The sequence below is a fragment of the Pseudomonas hydrolytica genome, from assembly GCF_021495345.1.
Classification (GTDB): Bacteria; Pseudomonadota; Gammaproteobacteria; order Pseudomonadales; family Pseudomonadaceae; genus Aquipseudomonas; species Aquipseudomonas hydrolytica.
This window is the reverse complement of sequence record NZ_CP099397.1, coordinates 3,172,108-3,189,392: the sequence shown is the minus strand read 5'-3', so window position 1 is coordinate 3,189,392 and position 17,285 is coordinate 3,172,108. Positions and strand designations below refer to the sequence as shown.

16 protein-coding genes are annotated in these 17,285 nt (G+C 67.1%); 11 read left to right on the top strand and 5 right to left on the bottom strand.

Annotated elements, in window-relative coordinates; all coding sequences use genetic code 11:
* Positions 1 to 75: 75 nt before the first annotated feature.
* Genes L1F06_RS14810 through L1F06_RS14775 form a run of 8 tightly spaced genes read left to right on the top strand, consistent with a single transcriptional unit; the run spans position 76 to position 6,047 of the window.
* Positions 76 to 831 (top strand): heme ABC transporter permease, encoded by a 756-nt coding sequence (locus L1F06_RS14810; RefSeq protein WP_012019002.1) that lies wholly within the window; start codon positions 76 to 78, stop codon positions 829 to 831.
* Positions 828 to 1,004 (top strand): heme exporter protein CcmD, encoded by a 177-nt coding sequence (gene ccmD, locus L1F06_RS14805; RefSeq protein WP_012019001.1) that lies wholly within the window; start codon positions 828 to 830, stop codon positions 1,002 to 1,004. The genes L1F06_RS14810 and ccmD overlap by 4 nt, the downstream gene beginning before the upstream one ends.
* On the top strand, positions 1,001 to 1,486 hold the full coding sequence (gene ccmE, locus L1F06_RS14800) for a cytochrome c maturation protein CcmE (protein WP_012019000.1): 486 nt from the start codon (positions 1,001 to 1,003) through the stop codon (positions 1,484 to 1,486). Before ccmD ends, ccmE begins: the two co-directional genes overlap by 4 nt.
* Positions 1,483 to 3,456 carry a heme lyase CcmF/NrfE family subunit gene (locus L1F06_RS14795; RefSeq protein ID WP_096826237.1) on the top strand — a complete coding sequence of 658 codons (1,974 nt, stop codon included), beginning with the start codon at positions 1,483 to 1,485 and terminating at the stop codon, positions 3,454 to 3,456. The genes ccmE and L1F06_RS14795 overlap by 4 nt, the downstream gene beginning before the upstream one ends.
* On the top strand, positions 3,453 to 3,992 hold the full coding sequence (locus tag L1F06_RS14790) for a DsbE family thiol:disulfide interchange protein (RefSeq protein ID WP_129482204.1): 540 nt from the start codon (positions 3,453 to 3,455) through the stop codon (positions 3,990 to 3,992). The genes L1F06_RS14795 and L1F06_RS14790 overlap by 4 nt, the downstream gene beginning before the upstream one ends.
* Positions 3,989 to 4,477, top strand: a complete 489-nt coding sequence (locus L1F06_RS14785) for a cytochrome c-type biogenesis protein (RefSeq protein WP_129482205.1) — start codon at positions 3,989 to 3,991, stop codon at positions 4,475 to 4,477. The genes L1F06_RS14790 and L1F06_RS14785 overlap by 4 nt, the downstream gene beginning before the upstream one ends.
* Positions 4,474 to 5,685: a c-type cytochrome biogenesis protein CcmI gene (gene ccmI, locus L1F06_RS14780; RefSeq protein WP_129482206.1), complete on the top strand. Its 1,212-nt coding sequence runs from the start codon at positions 4,474 to 4,476 to the stop codon at positions 5,683 to 5,685. Before L1F06_RS14785 ends, ccmI begins: the two co-directional genes overlap by 4 nt.
* Positions 5,682 to 6,047: a hypothetical protein gene (locus L1F06_RS14775; protein WP_003243270.1), complete on the top strand. Its 366-nt coding sequence runs from the start codon at positions 5,682 to 5,684 to the stop codon at positions 6,045 to 6,047. Before ccmI ends, L1F06_RS14775 begins: the two co-directional genes overlap by 4 nt.
* 73 nt (positions 6,048 to 6,120) lie before the next feature.
* Here L1F06_RS14775 and L1F06_RS14770 read toward each other — a convergent pair whose 3' ends face one another.
* From L1F06_RS14770 to L1F06_RS14760, 3 genes are all read right to left on the bottom strand, one after another.
* Positions 6,121 to 7,578, bottom strand: coding sequence for an SLC13 family permease (locus L1F06_RS14770; protein WP_129482207.1), 1,458 nt, complete (start codon positions 7,576 to 7,578; stop codon positions 6,121 to 6,123).
* 82 nt (positions 7,579 to 7,660) lie between these two features.
* Positions 7,661 to 8,515 carry an ion transporter gene (locus L1F06_RS14765; RefSeq protein WP_012018993.1) on the bottom strand — a complete coding sequence of 285 codons (855 nt, stop codon included), beginning with the start codon at positions 8,513 to 8,515 and terminating at the stop codon, positions 7,661 to 7,663.
* Between the two features lie 83 nt (positions 8,516 to 8,598).
* Entirely contained in the window at positions 8,599 to 8,982 is a 384-nt protein-coding gene (locus L1F06_RS14760; RefSeq protein WP_129482208.1) for a hypothetical protein, read from the bottom strand.
* 424 nt (positions 8,983 to 9,406) lie between these two features.
* On the opposite strand from L1F06_RS14760, the gene L1F06_RS14755 reads away from it, so the two are divergent.
* The 3 genes from L1F06_RS14755 to L1F06_RS14745 are packed head-to-tail and all read left to right on the top strand — an operon-like array spanning position 9,407 to position 15,016.
* Positions 9,407 to 10,486, top strand: a complete 1,080-nt coding sequence (locus tag L1F06_RS14755) for an efflux RND transporter periplasmic adaptor subunit (protein WP_129482209.1) — start codon at positions 9,407 to 9,409, stop codon at positions 10,484 to 10,486.
* Positions 10,487 to 10,490: 4 nt separating this feature from the next.
* Complete coding sequence (locus L1F06_RS14750) at positions 10,491 to 13,535, top strand: efflux RND transporter permease subunit (protein ID WP_129482210.1); 3,045 nt, start codon at positions 10,491 to 10,493, stop codon at positions 13,533 to 13,535.
* Positions 13,532 to 15,016 (top strand): efflux transporter outer membrane subunit, encoded by a 1,485-nt coding sequence (locus L1F06_RS14745; protein WP_129482211.1) that lies wholly within the window; start codon positions 13,532 to 13,534, stop codon positions 15,014 to 15,016. Before L1F06_RS14750 ends, L1F06_RS14745 begins: the two co-directional genes overlap by 4 nt.
* A gap of 22 nt (positions 15,017 to 15,038) precedes the next feature.
* On the opposite strand, the gene L1F06_RS14740 is transcribed toward L1F06_RS14745, so the two are convergent.
* Positions 15,039 to 16,064 carry a DNA topoisomerase IB gene (locus L1F06_RS14740; RefSeq protein WP_012018988.1) on the bottom strand — a complete coding sequence of 342 codons (1,026 nt, stop codon included), beginning with the start codon at positions 16,062 to 16,064 and terminating at the stop codon, positions 15,039 to 15,041.
* Positions 16,065 to 16,221: 157 nt separating this feature from the next.
* Entirely contained in the window at positions 16,222 to 17,133 is a 912-nt protein-coding gene (locus tag L1F06_RS14735) for an urea transporter (RefSeq protein WP_129482212.1), read from the bottom strand.
* Positions 17,134 to 17,285: the final 152 nt, after the last annotated feature.

Below are 17,285 nucleotides of genomic sequence, written 5' to 3'. Positions count from 1 at the left end.
ATACGTAGCCCGGACGTGCTCCGGGAGTGGCTTCCCCGGATCGAATACGGGCTACGTCCGAATGATGAGTCGAGCATGAACTGGACCTGGTTTCACAAATGGGGTTCGCCCAAGTGGTTCTATGAGATGAGCGGTCGCTGGCTGCCCTGGCTGAGCATCGCCGCGGTGCTGCTGATCGTCTCCGGCCTGGTCTGGGGCCTGGCCTTCGCACCGCCGGACTACCAGCAGGGCAACAGCTTCCGCATCATCTACATCCACGTGCCTGCGGCGTTCCTCGCCCAGTCCATCTACGTGACGCTGGCCATCGCCGGCCTGGTGGGCCTGGTCTGGAAGATGAAACTGGCCGACGTCGCCCTGCAGCAGGCCGCGCCCATCGGTGCCTGGATGACCGCCATCGCGCTGCTCACCGGCGCCATCTGGGGCAAGCCGACCTGGGGCACCTACTGGGTGTGGGACGCGCGCCTGACCTCGATGCTGATCCTGCTGTTCCTCTACTTCGGCGTCATCGCCCTGGGCAACGCCATCAGCAACCGCGACAGCGCCGCCAAGGCCTGCGCCGTGCTGGCCATCGTCGGCGTGGTGAACATTCCGATCATCAAGTACTCGGTGGAGTGGTGGAACTCGCTGCACCAGACCGCCACCTTCAAGATCACCGAGAAGCCGGCCATGCCGGTGGAAATGTGGCTGCCGCTGCTGCTGGCGGTGCTGGGCTTCTACTGCTTCTTCGGCGCCGTGCTGCTCTATCGCATGCGCCTGGAGGTGCTCAAGCGCGAGGCACGCAGCAGCTGGGTGAAGACCGAAGTGCAGAACCTCGTGGAGGGCAAGGCATGAGCTTTTCGTCCTTTGCCGATTTTCTCGCCATGGGCACCCATGGCGTATACGTATGGAGCGCCTACGGCATCAGCCTGGCGATTCTGGCGTTGAATGTGGTGCTGCCGATCCTGGCGCGCCGCCGTTACCTGCAAGACGAGGCGCGCCGTTTGCGCCGGGAGAAGTCGAAGTGAATCCGGTCCGCAAGAAACGCCTGTACATCGTTCTGGCCATCCTCTGTGGCGTCAGCATCGCCGTGGCGTTGGCGCTGACCGCGCTGCAGGAGAACATCAACCTGTTCTACACCCCCAGCCAGATCGCCAACGGTGAAGCGCCGGAGGGCACCCGCATCCGTGCCGGCGGCCTGGTGGAGGAGGGCTCGGTCAAGCGTTCGCCCGATACCCTGGAAGTGGATTTCGTCGTCACCGACGGCGCCCACGGCGTGACCATCCGCTACCACGGCATCCTCCCGGACCTGTTCCGTGAAGGGCAGGGCATCGTTGCCCTCGGTCGGGTCAACGAAGACGGCGTGCTGGTGGCCGACGAGGTGCTGGCCAAGCACGACGAGAACTACATGCCGCCTGAAGTCATGCAGGCGCTAGAAAAGAGCGGAATGATGCAGAAGCACAATGAGGCCAAAGCCGCGAAAGGCTATCAGCAGGAGAGCGCACAATGATCCCCGAGCTCGGCCATCTGGCGATGATCCTGGCGCTGTGCCTGTGCCTGGTACAGGCCACGCTGCCGTTGATCGGTGCCTGGCGCGGTGACCACCAGTGGATGAGCCTGGCGCAGCCGGCGGCCTGGGGGCAGTTCGTCTTCCTGTTGTTCTCGTTCATCTGCCTGACCTATGCCTTCATGGTCGACGACTTCTCCGTCGCCTATGTGGCGCACAACTCCAACAGCGCGCTGCCCTGGTACTACAAGTTCAGTGCGGTGTGGGGCGCCCACGAAGGCTCGCTGCTGCTGTGGGCGCTGATCCTGGCCGGCTGGACCTTCGCCGTGGCGATCTTCTCGCGCCATCTGCCGGAAGAGATGCTCGCCCGCGTGCTGGCGGTGATGGGCATGATCAGCATTGGCTTCCTGCTGTTTCTGATCGTCACCTCCAACCCCTTCGAGCGCCTGCTGCCGAACTCGCCGATGGACGGACGCGACCTCAACCCGCTGCTGCAGGACTTCGGCCTGATCGTCCATCCGCCGATGCTGTACATGGGCTACGTCGGCTTCTCGGTGGCCTTTGCCTTCGCCATTGCCGCACTGCTCGGCGGCAAGCTGGACGCCGCCTGGGCGCGCTGGTCGCGGCCGTGGACCATCGTCGCCTGGGCTTTCCTCGGCATCGGTATCGCCCTGGGCTCCTGGTGGGCCTACTACGAGCTGGGCTGGGGCGGCTGGTGGTTCTGGGACCCGGTGGAGAACGCTTCCTTTATGCCCTGGCTGGTGGGCACCGCCTTGATCCACTCGCTGGCCGTGACCGAGAAGCGTGGTGTGTTCAAGAGCTGGACCGTGCTGCTGGCCATCGCCGCCTTCTCCCTCAGCCTGCTGGGGACCTTCCTGGTACGTTCCGGCGTGCTCACCTCGGTGCATGCCTTCGCCACCGACCCGGAGCGCGGCGTGTTCATCCTCGCCTTCCTGCTGATCGTGGTCGGCGGTTCGCTGGCGCTGTTCGCCGTGCGTGCGCCGGTGGTCAAGAGCCAGGTGGGCTTCGGCCTGTGGTCGCGCGAGACGCTGCTGCTGGTCAACAACATCGTGCTGGTGGTGTCGGCGGCGATGATCCTGCTCGGCACGCTGTATCCGCTGGTGCTCGATGCCCTGACCGGCGCCAAGCTGTCAGTCGGCCCGCCTTACTTCAACGCCCTGTTCCTGCCGCTGATGGCGCTGCTGATGGCAGTGATCAGCGTCGGTGTGATCGTGCGCTGGAAGGACACCCCGCTGAACTGGCTGGGCCGCATGCTGGCCCCGGTGCTGGTGGCCAGCGTGGTGCTGGCGCTCATCGCCACCTTCGTCCATGGCGATTTCAACTGGGCGGTGCTGGCCGTGTGCCTGCTGGCGTTCTGGGTGGTCCTGGCCGGGGTGCGCGACATTCTCGACAAGACCCGCCACAAGGGCCTGCTCAAAGGCCTGCCGAGCCTGGGCCGCAGCTACTGGGGCATGCAGATCGCGCACCTGGGTTTCGCCGTGTGCGCCCTGGGCGTGGTACTGACCAGCCTCGGCAGCTACGAGCGCGACCTGCGCATGGCGCCGGGCGATTCGGTGGAGCTGGGCGGCTATCGCTTCCAGTTCGACGGCGCCGTGCACCATGAAGGCCCCAACTTCATTTCCGACAAGGGCACGGTGCGCGTGTTCGACGGCGAGCGGCAGATCAAGGTGCTGCACCCGGAGAAGCGTCTGTACACCGTGCAGCAGGCCACCATGACCGAGGCGGGCATCGATGCCGGCTTCACCCGTGATCTGTTCGTCGCCCTCGGCGAGCCGCTGGAGCAGGGCGCCTGGGCGGTGCGCGTGCACATCAAGCCGTTCGTCCGCTGGATCTGGCTGGGCGCGCTGCTGATGGGCTTCGGCGGCTTCCTCGCCGCCGCCGACAAGCGCTACCGCATCAAGGTCAGAACCCGCGTGCGCGAAGCACTGGGCATGCAGGAGGCCAGCGCATGAGACGTCTGCTGTTGCTGTTGCCGTTGCTGGCATTTCTCGGCATCGCCGTGTTCCTCTACCGCGGCCTGTTCCTCGACCCGTCCGAACTGCCGTCGGCGTTGATCGGCAAGCCGTTCCCGGCCTTCAGCCTGCCCTCGCTGGACGATCCCGAGCGCACCCTCAGCGAGGCCGACATCAAGGGCCGGCCCGCGCTGGTCAACGTCTGGGCCACCTGGTGCCCGGCCTGCCGCCACGAGCATCCGGTGCTGAACAAGCTGGCCGAGGCCGGGGTGGTGATCCATGGCGTCAACTACAAGGACGAGCGGGGGCCGGCGCAGAAGTGGCTGCGCGACCTGCACAACCCCTATCAGCTCAATATCGAGGACGCCAAGGGCAGCCTGGGCCTGGACCTGGGCGTCTACGGCGCGCCGGAAACCTTCTTCGTCGATGCCCAGGGCATCATCCGGCACAAGTTTGTCGGCACCATCGACGAGCGCGTCTGGCGTGAGAAGCTGGCGCCGATCTATCAAGAACTGGTCGACGAGGCCCAGCCATGAAGCGTTTGCTGATGTCCGCCGGTTTGGCGCTGGGCCTGTTGGCCAGCGCCCATGCCGCCATCGATACCTTCGAGTTCGCCAGCGAGGCCGAGCGCCAGCGCTATCGCAACCTGATCGAAGAGCTGCGCTGCCCGAAATGCCAGAACCAGAACATCGCCGACTCCGATGCGCCGATCGCCATGGACCTGCGTGGCGAAATCTATCGCATGCTCGAAGAGGGCAAGAGCAACGAGCAGATCATCGACTTCCTGGTTTCCCGCTATGGCGACTTCGTGCTCTACAAGCCACCGCTGACCAGCCGCACGCTGCTGCTCTGGTACGGTCCGGCTGGCCTGCTGCTGATAGGTTTCGGCGTGCTTGGGGTGATTCTTCTGCGCCGCCGCGGGCAGCAGAAGGACCGTTCGGCCGCCGTTCTCTCCGCCGATGAGCAGCAGCGCCTGGCTGCGCTGCTCGAGCAAAACTCTCAGGACCACAAAGACCGATGATCGATTTCTGGTTGCCCGCCGGGCTGCTGTTGCTGACCGCCCTGGCGTTTCTGCTGATTCCGGTGCTGCGCATTCGCAAGCTGCAGGCCGAAGAAGACCGCACCGCGCTCAACGTCACCCTCTATCAGGAGCGCCTGCAGGAGCTGGAAGCCCAGCGCCAGGTCGGCGTGCTCGATGATGCGCAGCTCGAGGCCGGCCGTGCCGAAGCCGCGCGCGAACTGTTGGCCGACACCGAAGGCGTGCAGCGTCGCAGCGGCGTGCTCGGCGGCAAGGTGCCGCTGGTCTGCGCACTGCTGGTACCGGTGCTGGGCGTCGCCCTGTATCTGCACTGGGGCGCGCTCGATCAGGTCGAGCAGGCGCGCAACTTCGCCGCCCAGCAGCCGCAGAGCATCGAGGAGATGACCGCGCGCCTGGAGCAGACCGTCAAGCAGCAGCCGGATTCGGCCGAGGCCTGGTACTTCCTCGGTCGCACCTACATGGCCCAGGAGCGTGCCGGCGATGCCGCCAAGGCCTTCGAGCAGGCGGTGAATCTTGCCGGCCGCGCGCCGGAGCTGCTCGGCCAGTGGGCGCAGGCGCTGTACTTCGCCGAAGGCAAGCAGTGGAACGAGCAACTGCAGGCTCTGACCGACGAGGCGCTGAAGGCCGATCCGGAGGAGGTCACCAGCCTCGGCCTGCTCGGTATCGCCGCCTATGAAAGCCAGCGCTACGCCGACGCCGTGCGCTACTGGGAGCGCCTGGTGGCCGTGCTGCCGGAGCAGGACCCGTCGCGCATGGCCATCGCCGGTGGTATCGAGCGCGCCCGTCAGCAGATGGGCGAGGGCGAGCAGCCCGGCGCTGCCGCCGAGCCGGGTGCCAAGGTGCACGCGCTGGAAGTCAGCGTATCGCTGGCGCCCGAGGTGCAGCGCCAGGTGCAGCCGGACGACGCCGTATTCATCTTTGCCCGTGCCCTCAGCGGCCCGCCCATGCCGCTGGCGGTCAAGCGCATGAAGGTTTCCGACCTGCCGGCGCAGGTCAGCCTGTCGGATGTCGATGCGATGATGCCCGAGCTCAAGCTGTCGGCGTTCGAGCAGGTGCAGCTGGTGGCGCGGGTATCGCGTGAGGGGAATGCGACCAAGGGCGAGTGGATCGGCCAGCTGGGCCCGGTCTCCAACACCGCACGTGACACACAGGCGCTGCTGATCGACAGCCGCGACGGGCAGACACAATGAAACGCCTGGCGCTGCTCTGCGCGATCGCTCTCGGTCTCTCCGGCTGCGTGCTGCAGCAGCCGAGCCCGCCGGTCGGCAAGCTGCCACCGGCGCAGCAACCCGGCACGCCGGCTGGCAAGTTGCCGCCGGTCCAGCAGCCCTCGCACCCGCGCTACGCACCGCCGCCCGGAGTGAAGAGCCACTGGAATCCGGCCTTGGGCGTGTACGTGGTCGAAGGCGCACGCGACCTCTACTACCGCGAGCGCATCTTCTATCGCTGGGATGGCGGCTGGAGCTGGTCGCCACAAGCCGGCGGGCCCTGGAAGGCCACCGACAGCTCGGGCATACCGCCGGGGCTGTTCCGTCAGTATCAGAACCGCTGATCGCGCATTTCCTGTTGCCTCCAAACGAAAACGGCGCCCGTAGGCGCCGTTGTTGTTTGGGTTCGATCCGGGCTCAATGCGCCCAGATCATGCCTACCAGCAGGTAGCAGATCAGCGTCACCAGCACCACGCCGAACAGGTTGAGGGCAAAGCCCGCCTTGATCATCGACTGTATCTTCATATGCCCGGTGCCGAACACGATGGCATTGGGCGGCGTCGCCACCGGCATCATGAAGGCGCAACTGGCGGCGATGGCGGCAGGAATGGCCAGCAGCTCGGCCGGCATGCCCTGCGACACGGCCAGCGCGCCCAGCAGCGGCAGGAAGGCCGCCGCGGTGGCGGTGTTGGAAGTGACCTCGGTGAGGAAGATGATCACCAGCACCACCACGCCGATCATCGCGATCACCGGCAGGGCGCCCAGGGCGCCAAGGCTCTGCGCGATCCACTCGGCCAGGCCGGTGCTGCGGATCACCCCGGCCAGTGACAGGCCGCCGCCGAACAGCAGCAGCACGCCCCAGGGCAGTTTGCTGGCGCTTTCCCAGTTCATCAGAAACACCCGCTGCTTGGCGTCCACCGGGATGATGAACAGCGCCAGGGCGGCAGCGATGGCGATGCTGGTGTCGTTGACGCCGGGCACCCAGCCGGCGACCAACGGCTGGAACACCCAGGCCAGCGCGGTGATCACGAACACCAGCGCCACCAGCTTCTCGCCGCGGCTCAGCGGGCCGAGTTCGGCCAGTTCGCTGCGGATCAGCTGGGTGCTGTCATGCCCGGCCAGGTTGAAGCCGCCACGGGTCAGCCACCACCAGATGAACGCCAGCATGATGATCGCCACCGGCAGGCCGAGCAGCATCCACTGACCGAAGCCGATCTGCACCTCGTAGTTGTCGGCGAGGAACGCCGCCAGCAGGGCATTGGGCGGGGTGCCGATCAGCGTGGCGATACCGCCGACGCTGGCGGCATAGGCGATGGCCAGCAGCAGGGCGGTGGCGAAGCGCTCGCGCTCGTTGTCGCCGGCCTCCTGCTCGCCGGTCAGCAGGCCGATCACCGACAGGCCGATGGGCAGCATCATGATGGTGGTGGCGGTGTTGCTCACCCACATGCTGAGAAAGGCGGTGGCCAGCATGAAGCCGGCGATCTGCTTGCTCGGTTTGCTGCCCATGGCCAGCAGCGTCATCAGGGCGATGCGCTTGTGCAGATTCCAGCGCTCCATGGCCAGGCCGAGGATGAAGCCGCCGAGGAACAGGTAGATGGTCGGGTTGGCGTAGGGCGCGGTGGCGGCGTTGAGGCTGTCGATGCCCAGTGCCGGGATCAGCAGGATCGGCAGCAGCGAAGTGGCGGGAATCGGGATGGCCTCGGTGGACCACCAGGTGGCCATCAGCAGCGTCAGGCCGACGGTGGCCCAGGCGGCGCTGGAAAGCTCGCCCGGCGGATCGGTGAGCAGGTAGGCGAGCAGCAGCAAGGGGCCCAGGATCAGACCGATCCAGGCGGCCTTGGCAGGCGCCGTAGAGTCATTGGTGGTTACTGCCATGTCAGGCTTCCTTCAGCTAAAAAGGCGGCTTTATAGCCCAGTGGGCGACTGTATGACCACGTAACGGCTTGTCGGTTTTGCTTCAGTCTGTGTCACCTCGCTGCAGCGCTTGCGGGGCGCGGCTGTACAAGGGCCCGCCGCAGCGGTTGCAGTAGCTGGCGTTGTGTTCGTGGCGGGGCTTCTTGCAATGCGGGCAGTCGTGTTCCATCTGCCCCTCCAGCCGCATGGCATTGGCCAGTTCGGCGGTGAAGATGCCGGTGGGCACGGCGATGATCGAGTAGCCGGTGATCATCACCAGCGTGGCGAGCATCTGACCGATGGGCGTTTGCGGCGTGATGTCACCGAAGCCCACGGTGGTCAGCGTCACCACCGCCCAGTAGATGCTGATCGGTATGCTGGTGAAGCCATTGGCCGGGCCTTCGATCACGTACATCAGGGCGCCATATACCGTGACCAGGGTGGAGACGCTGACCAGAAAGACGATGATCTTCTGCTTGCTGCCGCGCAGCGCCACCAGCAGGAAATTCGCCTGGGACAGATACTGACGCAGCTTGAGCACGCGGAAGACGCGGATCAGGCGTATGGCGCGCACGATCATCAGGTACTGCGCATCGGCGAACATCAGCGCGAGGATGGCTGGCAGTACCGCCAGCAGATCCACCAGGCCGAAGAAACTGAAGGCATAGCGCATGGGCTTGGGCGATATGTACAGACGCAAGCCGTACTCGATGGCGAAAAGAACGGTGAAGAACCATTCCAGTGCTCTGAATACCTCGGCGTACTGGTTATGGAAGTGCTCGACGCTGTCGAGCATCACCACCACCAGGCTGGCCAGGATGGTCACCAGCAGCCAGTTGTCGAAGCGCTGAGCGGCCGGTGTGCTGGTTTCGAAGATGATGATGTAGAGGCGTTGGCGCCAGGTCTGGCCTTTGTCCACGGCGTGACTCTCCTAGTAAGGCGAGGGGCAAGCCTAGGCAGGAGAGTGTAGCCAGGGCAAGTGACAGGCGCGGGCGAGGGCGCCTACTGATCTTCCGGCGACGACTCCTCCCGCGGGTCGGCGAGCAGGAACTGCTCTCCCGTCACTGCCGTGATTCGCGCGGTACCCATATTGAGCATTTGCCATTGCCACTGCCCGTAGCGGGTGCTGAAGGTGCCGTAAGCCCGGCATGGGCCATGCAGATACCAGTCGTGTTCCTGGCGAGCGGTAACGAGTATGGCGTGGCGCAGGAACTCGGCGACTGCCTGCGGACTGACCTTGAAGTCCGCGCAGTTCTCCTGCCGCGGGCCGAGGCCATCCTCGATCACCTCGATATCGCTGACCGGGCCGATCAGGCTGGGGATCGCCTCGGCACTGGCGGCGCTTGTCGCCAGCAGCAGGCTGAGGCCGAGCGTTCGTCTGTCCATGTCTTGGGTGATCCCTCACTGGCTGGCATCAGGTCGCCAGCTTAGCCCACTGCCCGCGAATCGGCCCGGCACCAGTCGCCGTTTCAGTCTAGGGCCAGGTAGTGCTTGGTAGAGCTGTCGCTGAGGCCTTCCCTGCGCGTGTTGGTGCCGCTGGCGACGAACAGGGCGTCACCGGCTCTGTGGTGAGCGGTCTCGCCGGTGATCTCACTTCGCCGAGGGTCACCACCGCCAGCTCTCGAGCAAAACCTCAACGAGAATTTCAGCCAGGTTCGGCTTCCGCGCGTTCGAAAACATGACGCAGGCCGACCGCTCGGTCACCCAGGTGGCCACAATTTGCAGCCGAACTCCTGCGCGACAAGGGGGCTCTACTGTCTGTCCCGGCGACCCGAACCCGCGGTCGCAAACCGATCAGACAGGAGTCCCGATGACGTCAACACCAGCATCCCTCTGGCCCAAGTCCTGGTTGATGATCGTCGCCTGTGCGCTGCCGCTGCTCGGCGGCTGTTCCTCCGAGGCAGAGCCGGCACCCGAGCCGCCGCGGGTGGCATTGGTCGAGCCGCTGCAGCCCGCCGCGCCGCAGGCCGAGGCGCTGCGTTTCTCCGGGGTGGTGCAGAGCGTGACCACCACCCAGCTGTCGTTCGAGGTGGCCGGGCGCATCGAGCGCATCCTGATCGATGAGGGCACCCGCGTCAGGCGGGGGCAGCCGCTGGCCGAGCTGGACCGCACCGACTACCGCCTGCAGCTGCGTGAAGCCGAGGCGCGCCTGCGTCAGCTGGAGGCGGATCTGGCGCGCAAGCGCACCCTGCTTGCCGAAGGCATTCTCGCCCCTGCCGCCATCGAGGCGCTGGAGGCCAACACCGTGGCCGCGCGGGTGGCTCGCGACAGCGCGCAGCGCGACTTGGACCACAGCACCCTGAACGCGCCGTTCGATGGCGTGGTGGCGCGCCGCCTGGCCGAGCCGGACATGGTGGTAGCGGTCGGCACGCCGGTGTTCGAGATGCAGGACAACCGCCAGATCGAGGTCAGCGTCGATCTGCCGGAAAGCGCCGCGCTGAGCATTCCGCTCGGGCCCGAGCTCGAGGCCGAAGCGCAGCTGGTGATCGCCGATCTGCGCCTGCCGCTGCGCTACAAGGAGCACAGCACCCAGCCGCGCGAAGGTGCGCGCACCTACCGGCTGGTGCTGCAGGGCGAGCCGCCCGAGGACTACAACCTGCTGCCGGGCATGGCCATGCGCGTCAGTCTGCAGCGCCCCGCGCAGCCACAGACAGAGGAGGAGGGCTTTCGCCTGCCGCTGTCGGCGCTGCAGACCGGCAGCGACGGCAAGCACTTCATCTGGCAGGCCGATGAAGGTCGCGCGCGGCGGCTGACGGTGCAGCTGCAGCAGGTCGAAGGCGATCAGGCGCTGATCCGCGGCGAGGGCCTGCAGGCGCAGCTGCCGATCATCGTCGCCGGCGGCAGCAAACTGCACGAGGACCAGCCGATCGAAGCGCGGGAGCGGAACTGAGCCGATGGATTTCGCCCGTTACGCCATCACTCGGCCGGTCAATATCTGGATTCTGGTGCTCACCTGCCTGCTCGGCGGCATCCTCGCCTTCTTCGAGATCGGCCGCCTGGAAGACCCGGAATTCACCATCAAGCAGGCCATCGTCAACGTGCAGTACCCCGGCGCCACGGCGCTGGAGGTCGAGCTGCAGGTGACCGAGCCGCTGGAAAGCGCCATCCAGCAGATGTCGCAGATCAAGGAGATCCGCTCGCGCTCGATGCCGGGCATCGCCGAGATCCGCGTGGAGATGCAGGACCGCTACGACGGTGACGCGCTGCCGCAGATCTGGGACGAGCTGCGCAACAAGATCAACGATGCCCAGGGCGACCTGCCGCCGGGCATCGAGCCGCCGCAGGTCAACGACGATTTCGGTGATGTCTACGGCATCTTCTACGCCCTGACCGGCGACGGTCTGACGCTCAAGGAACTGCACGAAACGGCCAAGGACCTGCGCCGCGCGCTGCTCACCGCCGACGGCGTCGGCAAGGTGGAGATCGCCGGTGTGCAGGAGGAACGCATCCTGGTGGAGGTCGATCAGGCGCAGCTGGCGGCGATGAACATCGCCCCCGACGAGATCGCCGCAGCGCTGGGCGATACCGATGCCGCGGTGGAAGCCGGCGGCGTCAATGCCGGCGACTTCTTCGTGCGCCTGCGCCCCAGCGGAGCGTTCGACTCCCTGGAGGAGCTGCGCGCGCTGTCGGTCGGCCAGGGCCCGCAGCGGGTCGAGCTGGGCGCCATCGCCAAGCTCTCGCGCGACTACGCCGAGCGGCCGCAGCAGATCATCCGCCACAACGGCCAGCCGGCGCTGACGCTGGGTATCAGCGGGGTGTCCGGGGCGAACATCGTCGAGGTCGGGCACAGCGTCGAGGCAGTGCTGCAGGCCAACGAGCACCGCATGCCGCTGGGCGCCGAGCTGCACCCGCTGTACCAGCAGCACCGCATCGTCGACGAGTCGGTGAACAGTTTCGCCCTCAACGTGTTCCTCTCGGTGGCCATCGTGGTCGGCGTGCTGTGCATCGCCATGGGCCTGCGCGCCGGGGTGATCATCGGCGCGGTGCTGTTTCTCACCGTGCTCGGCACGTTGCTGGTGATGTGGCTGGTCGGCATCGAGCTGGAGCGGATTTCCCTCGGCGCGCTGATCATCGCCATGGGCATGCTGGTGGACAACGCGGTGGTGGTCTGCGACGGCATGCTGGTGCGTCAGCGCCAGGGCAAGAGCATCCTCGAGGCGTCGCAGCAGACGCTGCAACAGACGCAGTGGCCGCTGCTGGGGGCGACCATCATCGGCATCCTGGCCTTCGCCGGCATCGGCCTGTCCCAGGACACCACCGGCGAGTTCCTCTTCTCGCTGTTCTTCGTCATTGCCGTGTCGCTGCTGCTCAGCTGGTTGCTGGCCCTGCTGCTGGTACCGCTGTTCGGCCATTACCTGCTGCGCAATGGCGGCGCCGACGAGGATGCCGATGCCGCATACGACGGCCCCTGGTACGCGCGCTATCGCCGGCTGGCTACAGGTGTGCTGCGCTGGCCGAAGCTGACCATCGGCGCGCTGCTGGTGCTGACGGTGATCAGCGCGGTGATCTTCACCCGTCTGCCGCAGAGCTTCTTCCCGCCGTCGAGCACGCCGCTGTTCTACGTCAACCTGTTCCTGCCGCAGGGCACGCATATCCGCGATACCGCGCGCGCTGCCAGCGAGGTCGAGCAGTACCTGGCCGAGCAGGACGGCGTGAGCGATGTGTCGAGCTTCATCGGCGCCGGGGCCTCGCGCTTCATGCTCACCTACATGCCGGAGCAGCCGAATGCCTCGCTGATGCACTTTCTCGTGCGCACCGAGGATGCCGAGCGGATCGACGGCCTGGTCCGGCAGATCAACCAGGAGCTACCGCAGCGCTATCCATCGGCGGACGTCAGCGCCGCCCAGTTCATGTTCGGCCCCAATGCCGAGGCCAAGCTGGAGGCGCGCATCAGCGGCCCGGACATCGAGGTGCTGCGCGAGATATCCGCCGAGGGGCGCAAGCGCCTGCAGGAGCAGGGCCGGGTGCTCAACGTGCGCGACGACTGGCGTCAGCCGGTGCTGGTGCTGCGCCCGCAGCTGGCGCTGGATCGCCTCGCCGATGCCGGACTGACCCGCCAGGCGGTGGCGCGCGCACTGGCTGCCGGCAGCGAGGGCCAGCGCGTCAGCCTGCTGCGCGAGCGCGACGAGCTGATCCCGGTGGTGCTGCGCGCCGCGCCGGATGACCGCATCGACGCCGACAACCTGCTGCAACGGCTGATCTGGAGCCCGGCCGGCAACGGTTACGTGCCGCTGGCGCAGGTCGCCGACCGCATCGAACCGAGCAGCGAGGACGGCATCATCGTGCGCTACGACCGCGAGCGCACCATCTCCATCCGCGCCGAACCGCGCGACGGCGAGAACACCAACGAGGCGCACGAGCGCATCCGTCCGCTGATCGAGGGCATCGAGCTGCCGGTGAACTACAGCCTGAAGTGGGGCGGCGACTACGAGCAGTCCTCCGATGCCCAGCAGGCGCTGGCCAGCACGCTGGCGGTGCCTTATTTGGCGATGGTGCTGGTCACCGTACTGCTGTTCGCCCGGGTGCGTCAGCCGCTGATGATCTGGGCGGTGGTGCCCATGGCCATCTGCGGCGTGAGTTTCGGCCTGCTGCTCACCGGCCAGGCCTTCGGCTTCATGGCGCTGCTCGGCCTGCTCAGCCTGACCGGCATGCTGATCAAGAACGCCGTGGTGCTGGTGGATGAAATCGACCGGCAGATCGCCGCCGAGGTGCCGCGCCTGACCGCCATCATCGAGGCCTCGGCCTCGCGTCTGCGCCCGGTGACGATGGCCGCCGGCACCACGGTGCTGGGCATGGTGCCGCTGCTGTTCGACCCGTTCTTCGCCAACATGGCGGTGACCATCATGGGCGGCCTGGGCTTCGCCACGCTGCTGACCCTGCTGGCCGTGCCTTGCCTGTACCTGCTGCTGATGAAAGTGCGCCCGGAGGAAACCGCATGACTGCCAAGGCCCTGGCCGCTCCGCTGCTGCTCGCCCTGGCCCTGAGCGCCTGCTCCAGCGCACCGCAGCACCCGGCGCCGCAACTGCCGGATACCTGGTTCAGCGCCGCCGGCGTCCACCCGGCCGATGCCGAGTCGCTGGCCAGCTGGTGGCGCCAGTTCGACGACCCGCAGCTCACCGCGCTGGTCCACCGCGCCATGCAGCAGAACCACGATGTACGCCTGGCCATGGCGCGGGTCGACAGCGCCCGCGCGCAGCTGCGCCAGTCGCGCGCCGGCCTGCTGCCGAGCTTCGATTTGCCGGGCTCGGCCAGCCGCCAGTGGATCGAGAACGACCAGGACGCCGAACCCGGTAGCCCGCTGGCCGAGTTCATCCCGGATGACGACCCGATCGCCTTCGACAGCTGGGAACTGGCGCTGCAGGCGACCTGGGAACTGGACCTGTTCGGCGCCACCCGCGCCCGGCGCGACAGCGCCGCCCAGCAACTGCGCTCGGCCGAGGCGCAGACGGTGGCCGCACGCCTGGCCGTGGCCGCCAACACCGCGCAGGGCTATCTGCAGCTGCGCGCGCTGCAGGGGCAGCGCGCGCTCTTGGTCGAAGGCATCGAGGTGGCCCGCGAACTGGAGCGCATCGCCGGGCTGCTGTTTCATGCTGGCGAGGTGACCGGGCTGGACGTCGAGGCCACCTCCGCCGAACGCGCATCGCTGGAAGCCGATCTGGACGAGCTGGATATCCACCTGGCCGAAGCGCAGCTGGCGCTGGATACCCTGCTTGCCGAGCCGCCGGGCAGTAGCGCCGTCCAGCTCGCCGCCAGTACGGCGGTGCCGTTGGCCGAATCGCGAATCGCCGCCGGTCAGCCCATCGACCTGTTGCGCCGTCGCCCGGACCTGATCGCCGAAGCGGCGCGGCTGGATGCCGCCGAACTGCAGGCACTGGCCGCCCGCCGCGACCTGTTCCCGAAACTGGCGGTGCAGGCTGCCGTGGGTCGCTCCGGCTTCGCGTTGGGCGACGCCGTTTCCAGCGCGTCGAACTTCGCCCGGGTCGGCGCCACCTTCGGCCTGCCGCTGCTGGACTATGCAAACCGCGGTGCCGCCATCGAACTGGCCGATGCCGAGGGCGAGGGCGCCTATATCGCCTTCGAGCAGGCCCTGGCCCGCGCGCTGGAGGAGGTCGAACGCGGCCTGACGCGCATTGCCGGCCAACAGCGTCGGCACGCCGCCCTCAGCCGCACCCGCGAGCACCGCGAGCGCGCGCACCGGCTGGCGCAGCGCAGCTACGAGCTGGGCGAGGCGAACCTGAGTGAGGTGCTGGACGCCCAGCGCGGCGCACTGCAGGCGCGCCAGCGGGCATTGGAAGGTCGCACCGCACTGGCGACCGCGCAGGTGGCGTTGTACGTGGCGCTGGGCGGTGGCTGGCAGGCGGGAGGCGCGCAGGCTGCGGATACGCCGAGCGAGGCTGGAACCGTGGAGCGCGAACGCTGATTGGCTTCCTGGGCCAGGCGGCTCAGGCGGGCGGCAGTTTTTCCAGAAAGCGCATCAGCAGGCTTTCTTCGGCGCGCAGGCCCTTGCGCGATGTCGCCAGGCGGATGCCGGCCAGCTCGCCAGCGAGGAAGGCGTCGATCAGGGCCGGATGGATGTAGCACTTGCGGCAGACCGCCGGCGTATTGCGCAGCTGCTGCGCCACCTCCTTGACCATGGCCACCACGTGCTTCTTGGCTGCGCTTTCCGGCTGCCATTCGAGCTCGCGCAATAGCGTCAGGGCCAGCGCGCTGCCGGCCCAGGTGCGGTAGTGCTTGGCGGTGAAGTCGGCGCCGGTAAGTTCACGCAGGTACTCGTTGATATCGGTGGAGGTCACCGCGCGACGCTCGCCATGCTCGTCCAGATACTGGAACAGGTGTTGCCCGGGCAGTTCCAGACAGCGCTGGATGATGCGCGCCAGGCGTCGATCGTTGACCTGCACCTCATGCTCGATGCCGCTCTTGCCGCGAAAGTGAAAGCGTATGGTGTTGCCTTGCACCTCGACGTGACGGTTGCGCAGGGTGGTCAGCCCATAGGAGCGATTGTCCCGCGCGTAGCGGGCGTTGCCGACCCGGATCAGGGTGTTGTCCAGCAGCATGATCACGGTCGCCAGCACCTTCTCGCGGCGGTGTTCGCGCAGGTTCAGGTGCTGCTGCAGCGCTTCGCGCAGCGCCGGCAGGGCTTTGCCGAATGCCAGCAGGCTGGCGTACTTGTCCGCATCGCGGATTTCGCGCCAGCGGGCGTGGTAACGGTATTGCTTGCGCCCGCGGGCATCGCGGCCGGTTGCCTGCAGATGACCGTTGGCCAGTGGGCAGATCCAGACATCGGTGTAGGCGGGCGGCACTGCCAGGGCATTGATGCGAGCCACCTCCTTGGGATCGCGGATGCGCTGGCCCTGCGTGTCGAAGTAGCAGAACTTGCCGCGCAGCTTGCGGCGGCTGATGCCGGGCATGCTGTCGTCGACATAGCGCAGGTCGGCCGGTAGTTCGATGTCGCCAGGCGCCAGGCTCATCGGCGCGCCCCTCGACAAAACCTGACAACAGGCGAAACGGCGATGGCAGGGCAAAGGACAACGTCGGGCATGGGTATCGCTCGTTGCAGCAGATATGAATTAGCCCGCCAAACGAGGCGGGAGTTCACTCTTTACGAGCGGGAAGAGGGGGCGGGCGTCAGGGCGCTGCGCTGTTTCTGACTGCCTGCTGCCAGCTCTGCGCGCCGGCTCTGATCAGCCAGCAGGCGAGGATGAAGGGCATGGTCAGGGCCGGCAGGCCGAGGGCGCTGAAACCGGGCTGCAGCAGCGGGGCGAGCAGGATGCCGAGGGCGGGCACCCAGAGGTTGCGGTGTACCTGGGCCAGGGCAATGGCCGCCAGAGTGGCGTTGTAGCCGTAGAGACCGGCCAGCGCACCCTCGCCGGGCCAGCCGGAGAAGAGCGCCAGGGCGAAGCCGCCGCTGGAACCCAGCAGCGCCCACAGCGCCATGCGGCCATCGGCCAGGCGCAATCCGAGCAGCAGGCACAGGCCGGCCAGTGGCGAGTCGAGGAAGATCACCTGGCCGAGGCCGCGCAGCACGGCGAGTATCAGCTGCAGGAGGCTCAGCGCCGGCGCGTCGGGCGCGCTGGCTGGCGGTGCAGCTGACAGCTCCAGATGAGCGAGCAGTGCCAGCAGCAGCCAACCCAGCAGCACGAAGGGAAAGGTGAAGGCGGGCAGCCAGCCATGCTGGCGCATGCGCCGCATCCAGGGTGCCAGCAGCAGGCTGGACAGGGTGGCGCTGGCGACGATCAGCACGGGCAGCAGCAGCGTCCACGGCAGTTTCAGGCTGAGCAGCAGACCGAGCAGGACGCCGTTGTAGCCGTACAGGCCGATGGCGATGTCCGCCTTCGGGTAGCCGCGGCGTAGCGCCACCCACGTCGAGGTCAGGCCGCCGAGCAGGGCGCCGGGCAGCAGCTCGGGTGCGCCGATCAGAATTGCGAGCAGCACCAGTGCGCCGCATCCGGGGCTCTTTTGCAGGAAGATCTGGGCGAAGCCGCAGAGCAGGGCGCGCAGGCTTTGCAGGGCAGGGTGTGAGGTTGGTAGTCGGGGCATGATGTATATGCCAAGAGAGCCCTCTCCCCCAGCCCCTCTCCCATAAATGGGAGAGGGGAGCTGTCCGTGTCGCTTGGAGGAGACGTGTAGGGTGCGCCGTGCGCACCAAAACCGCCTTGCCATAGCAGGTGCGCAAGGCCTAAGTGGCCCCG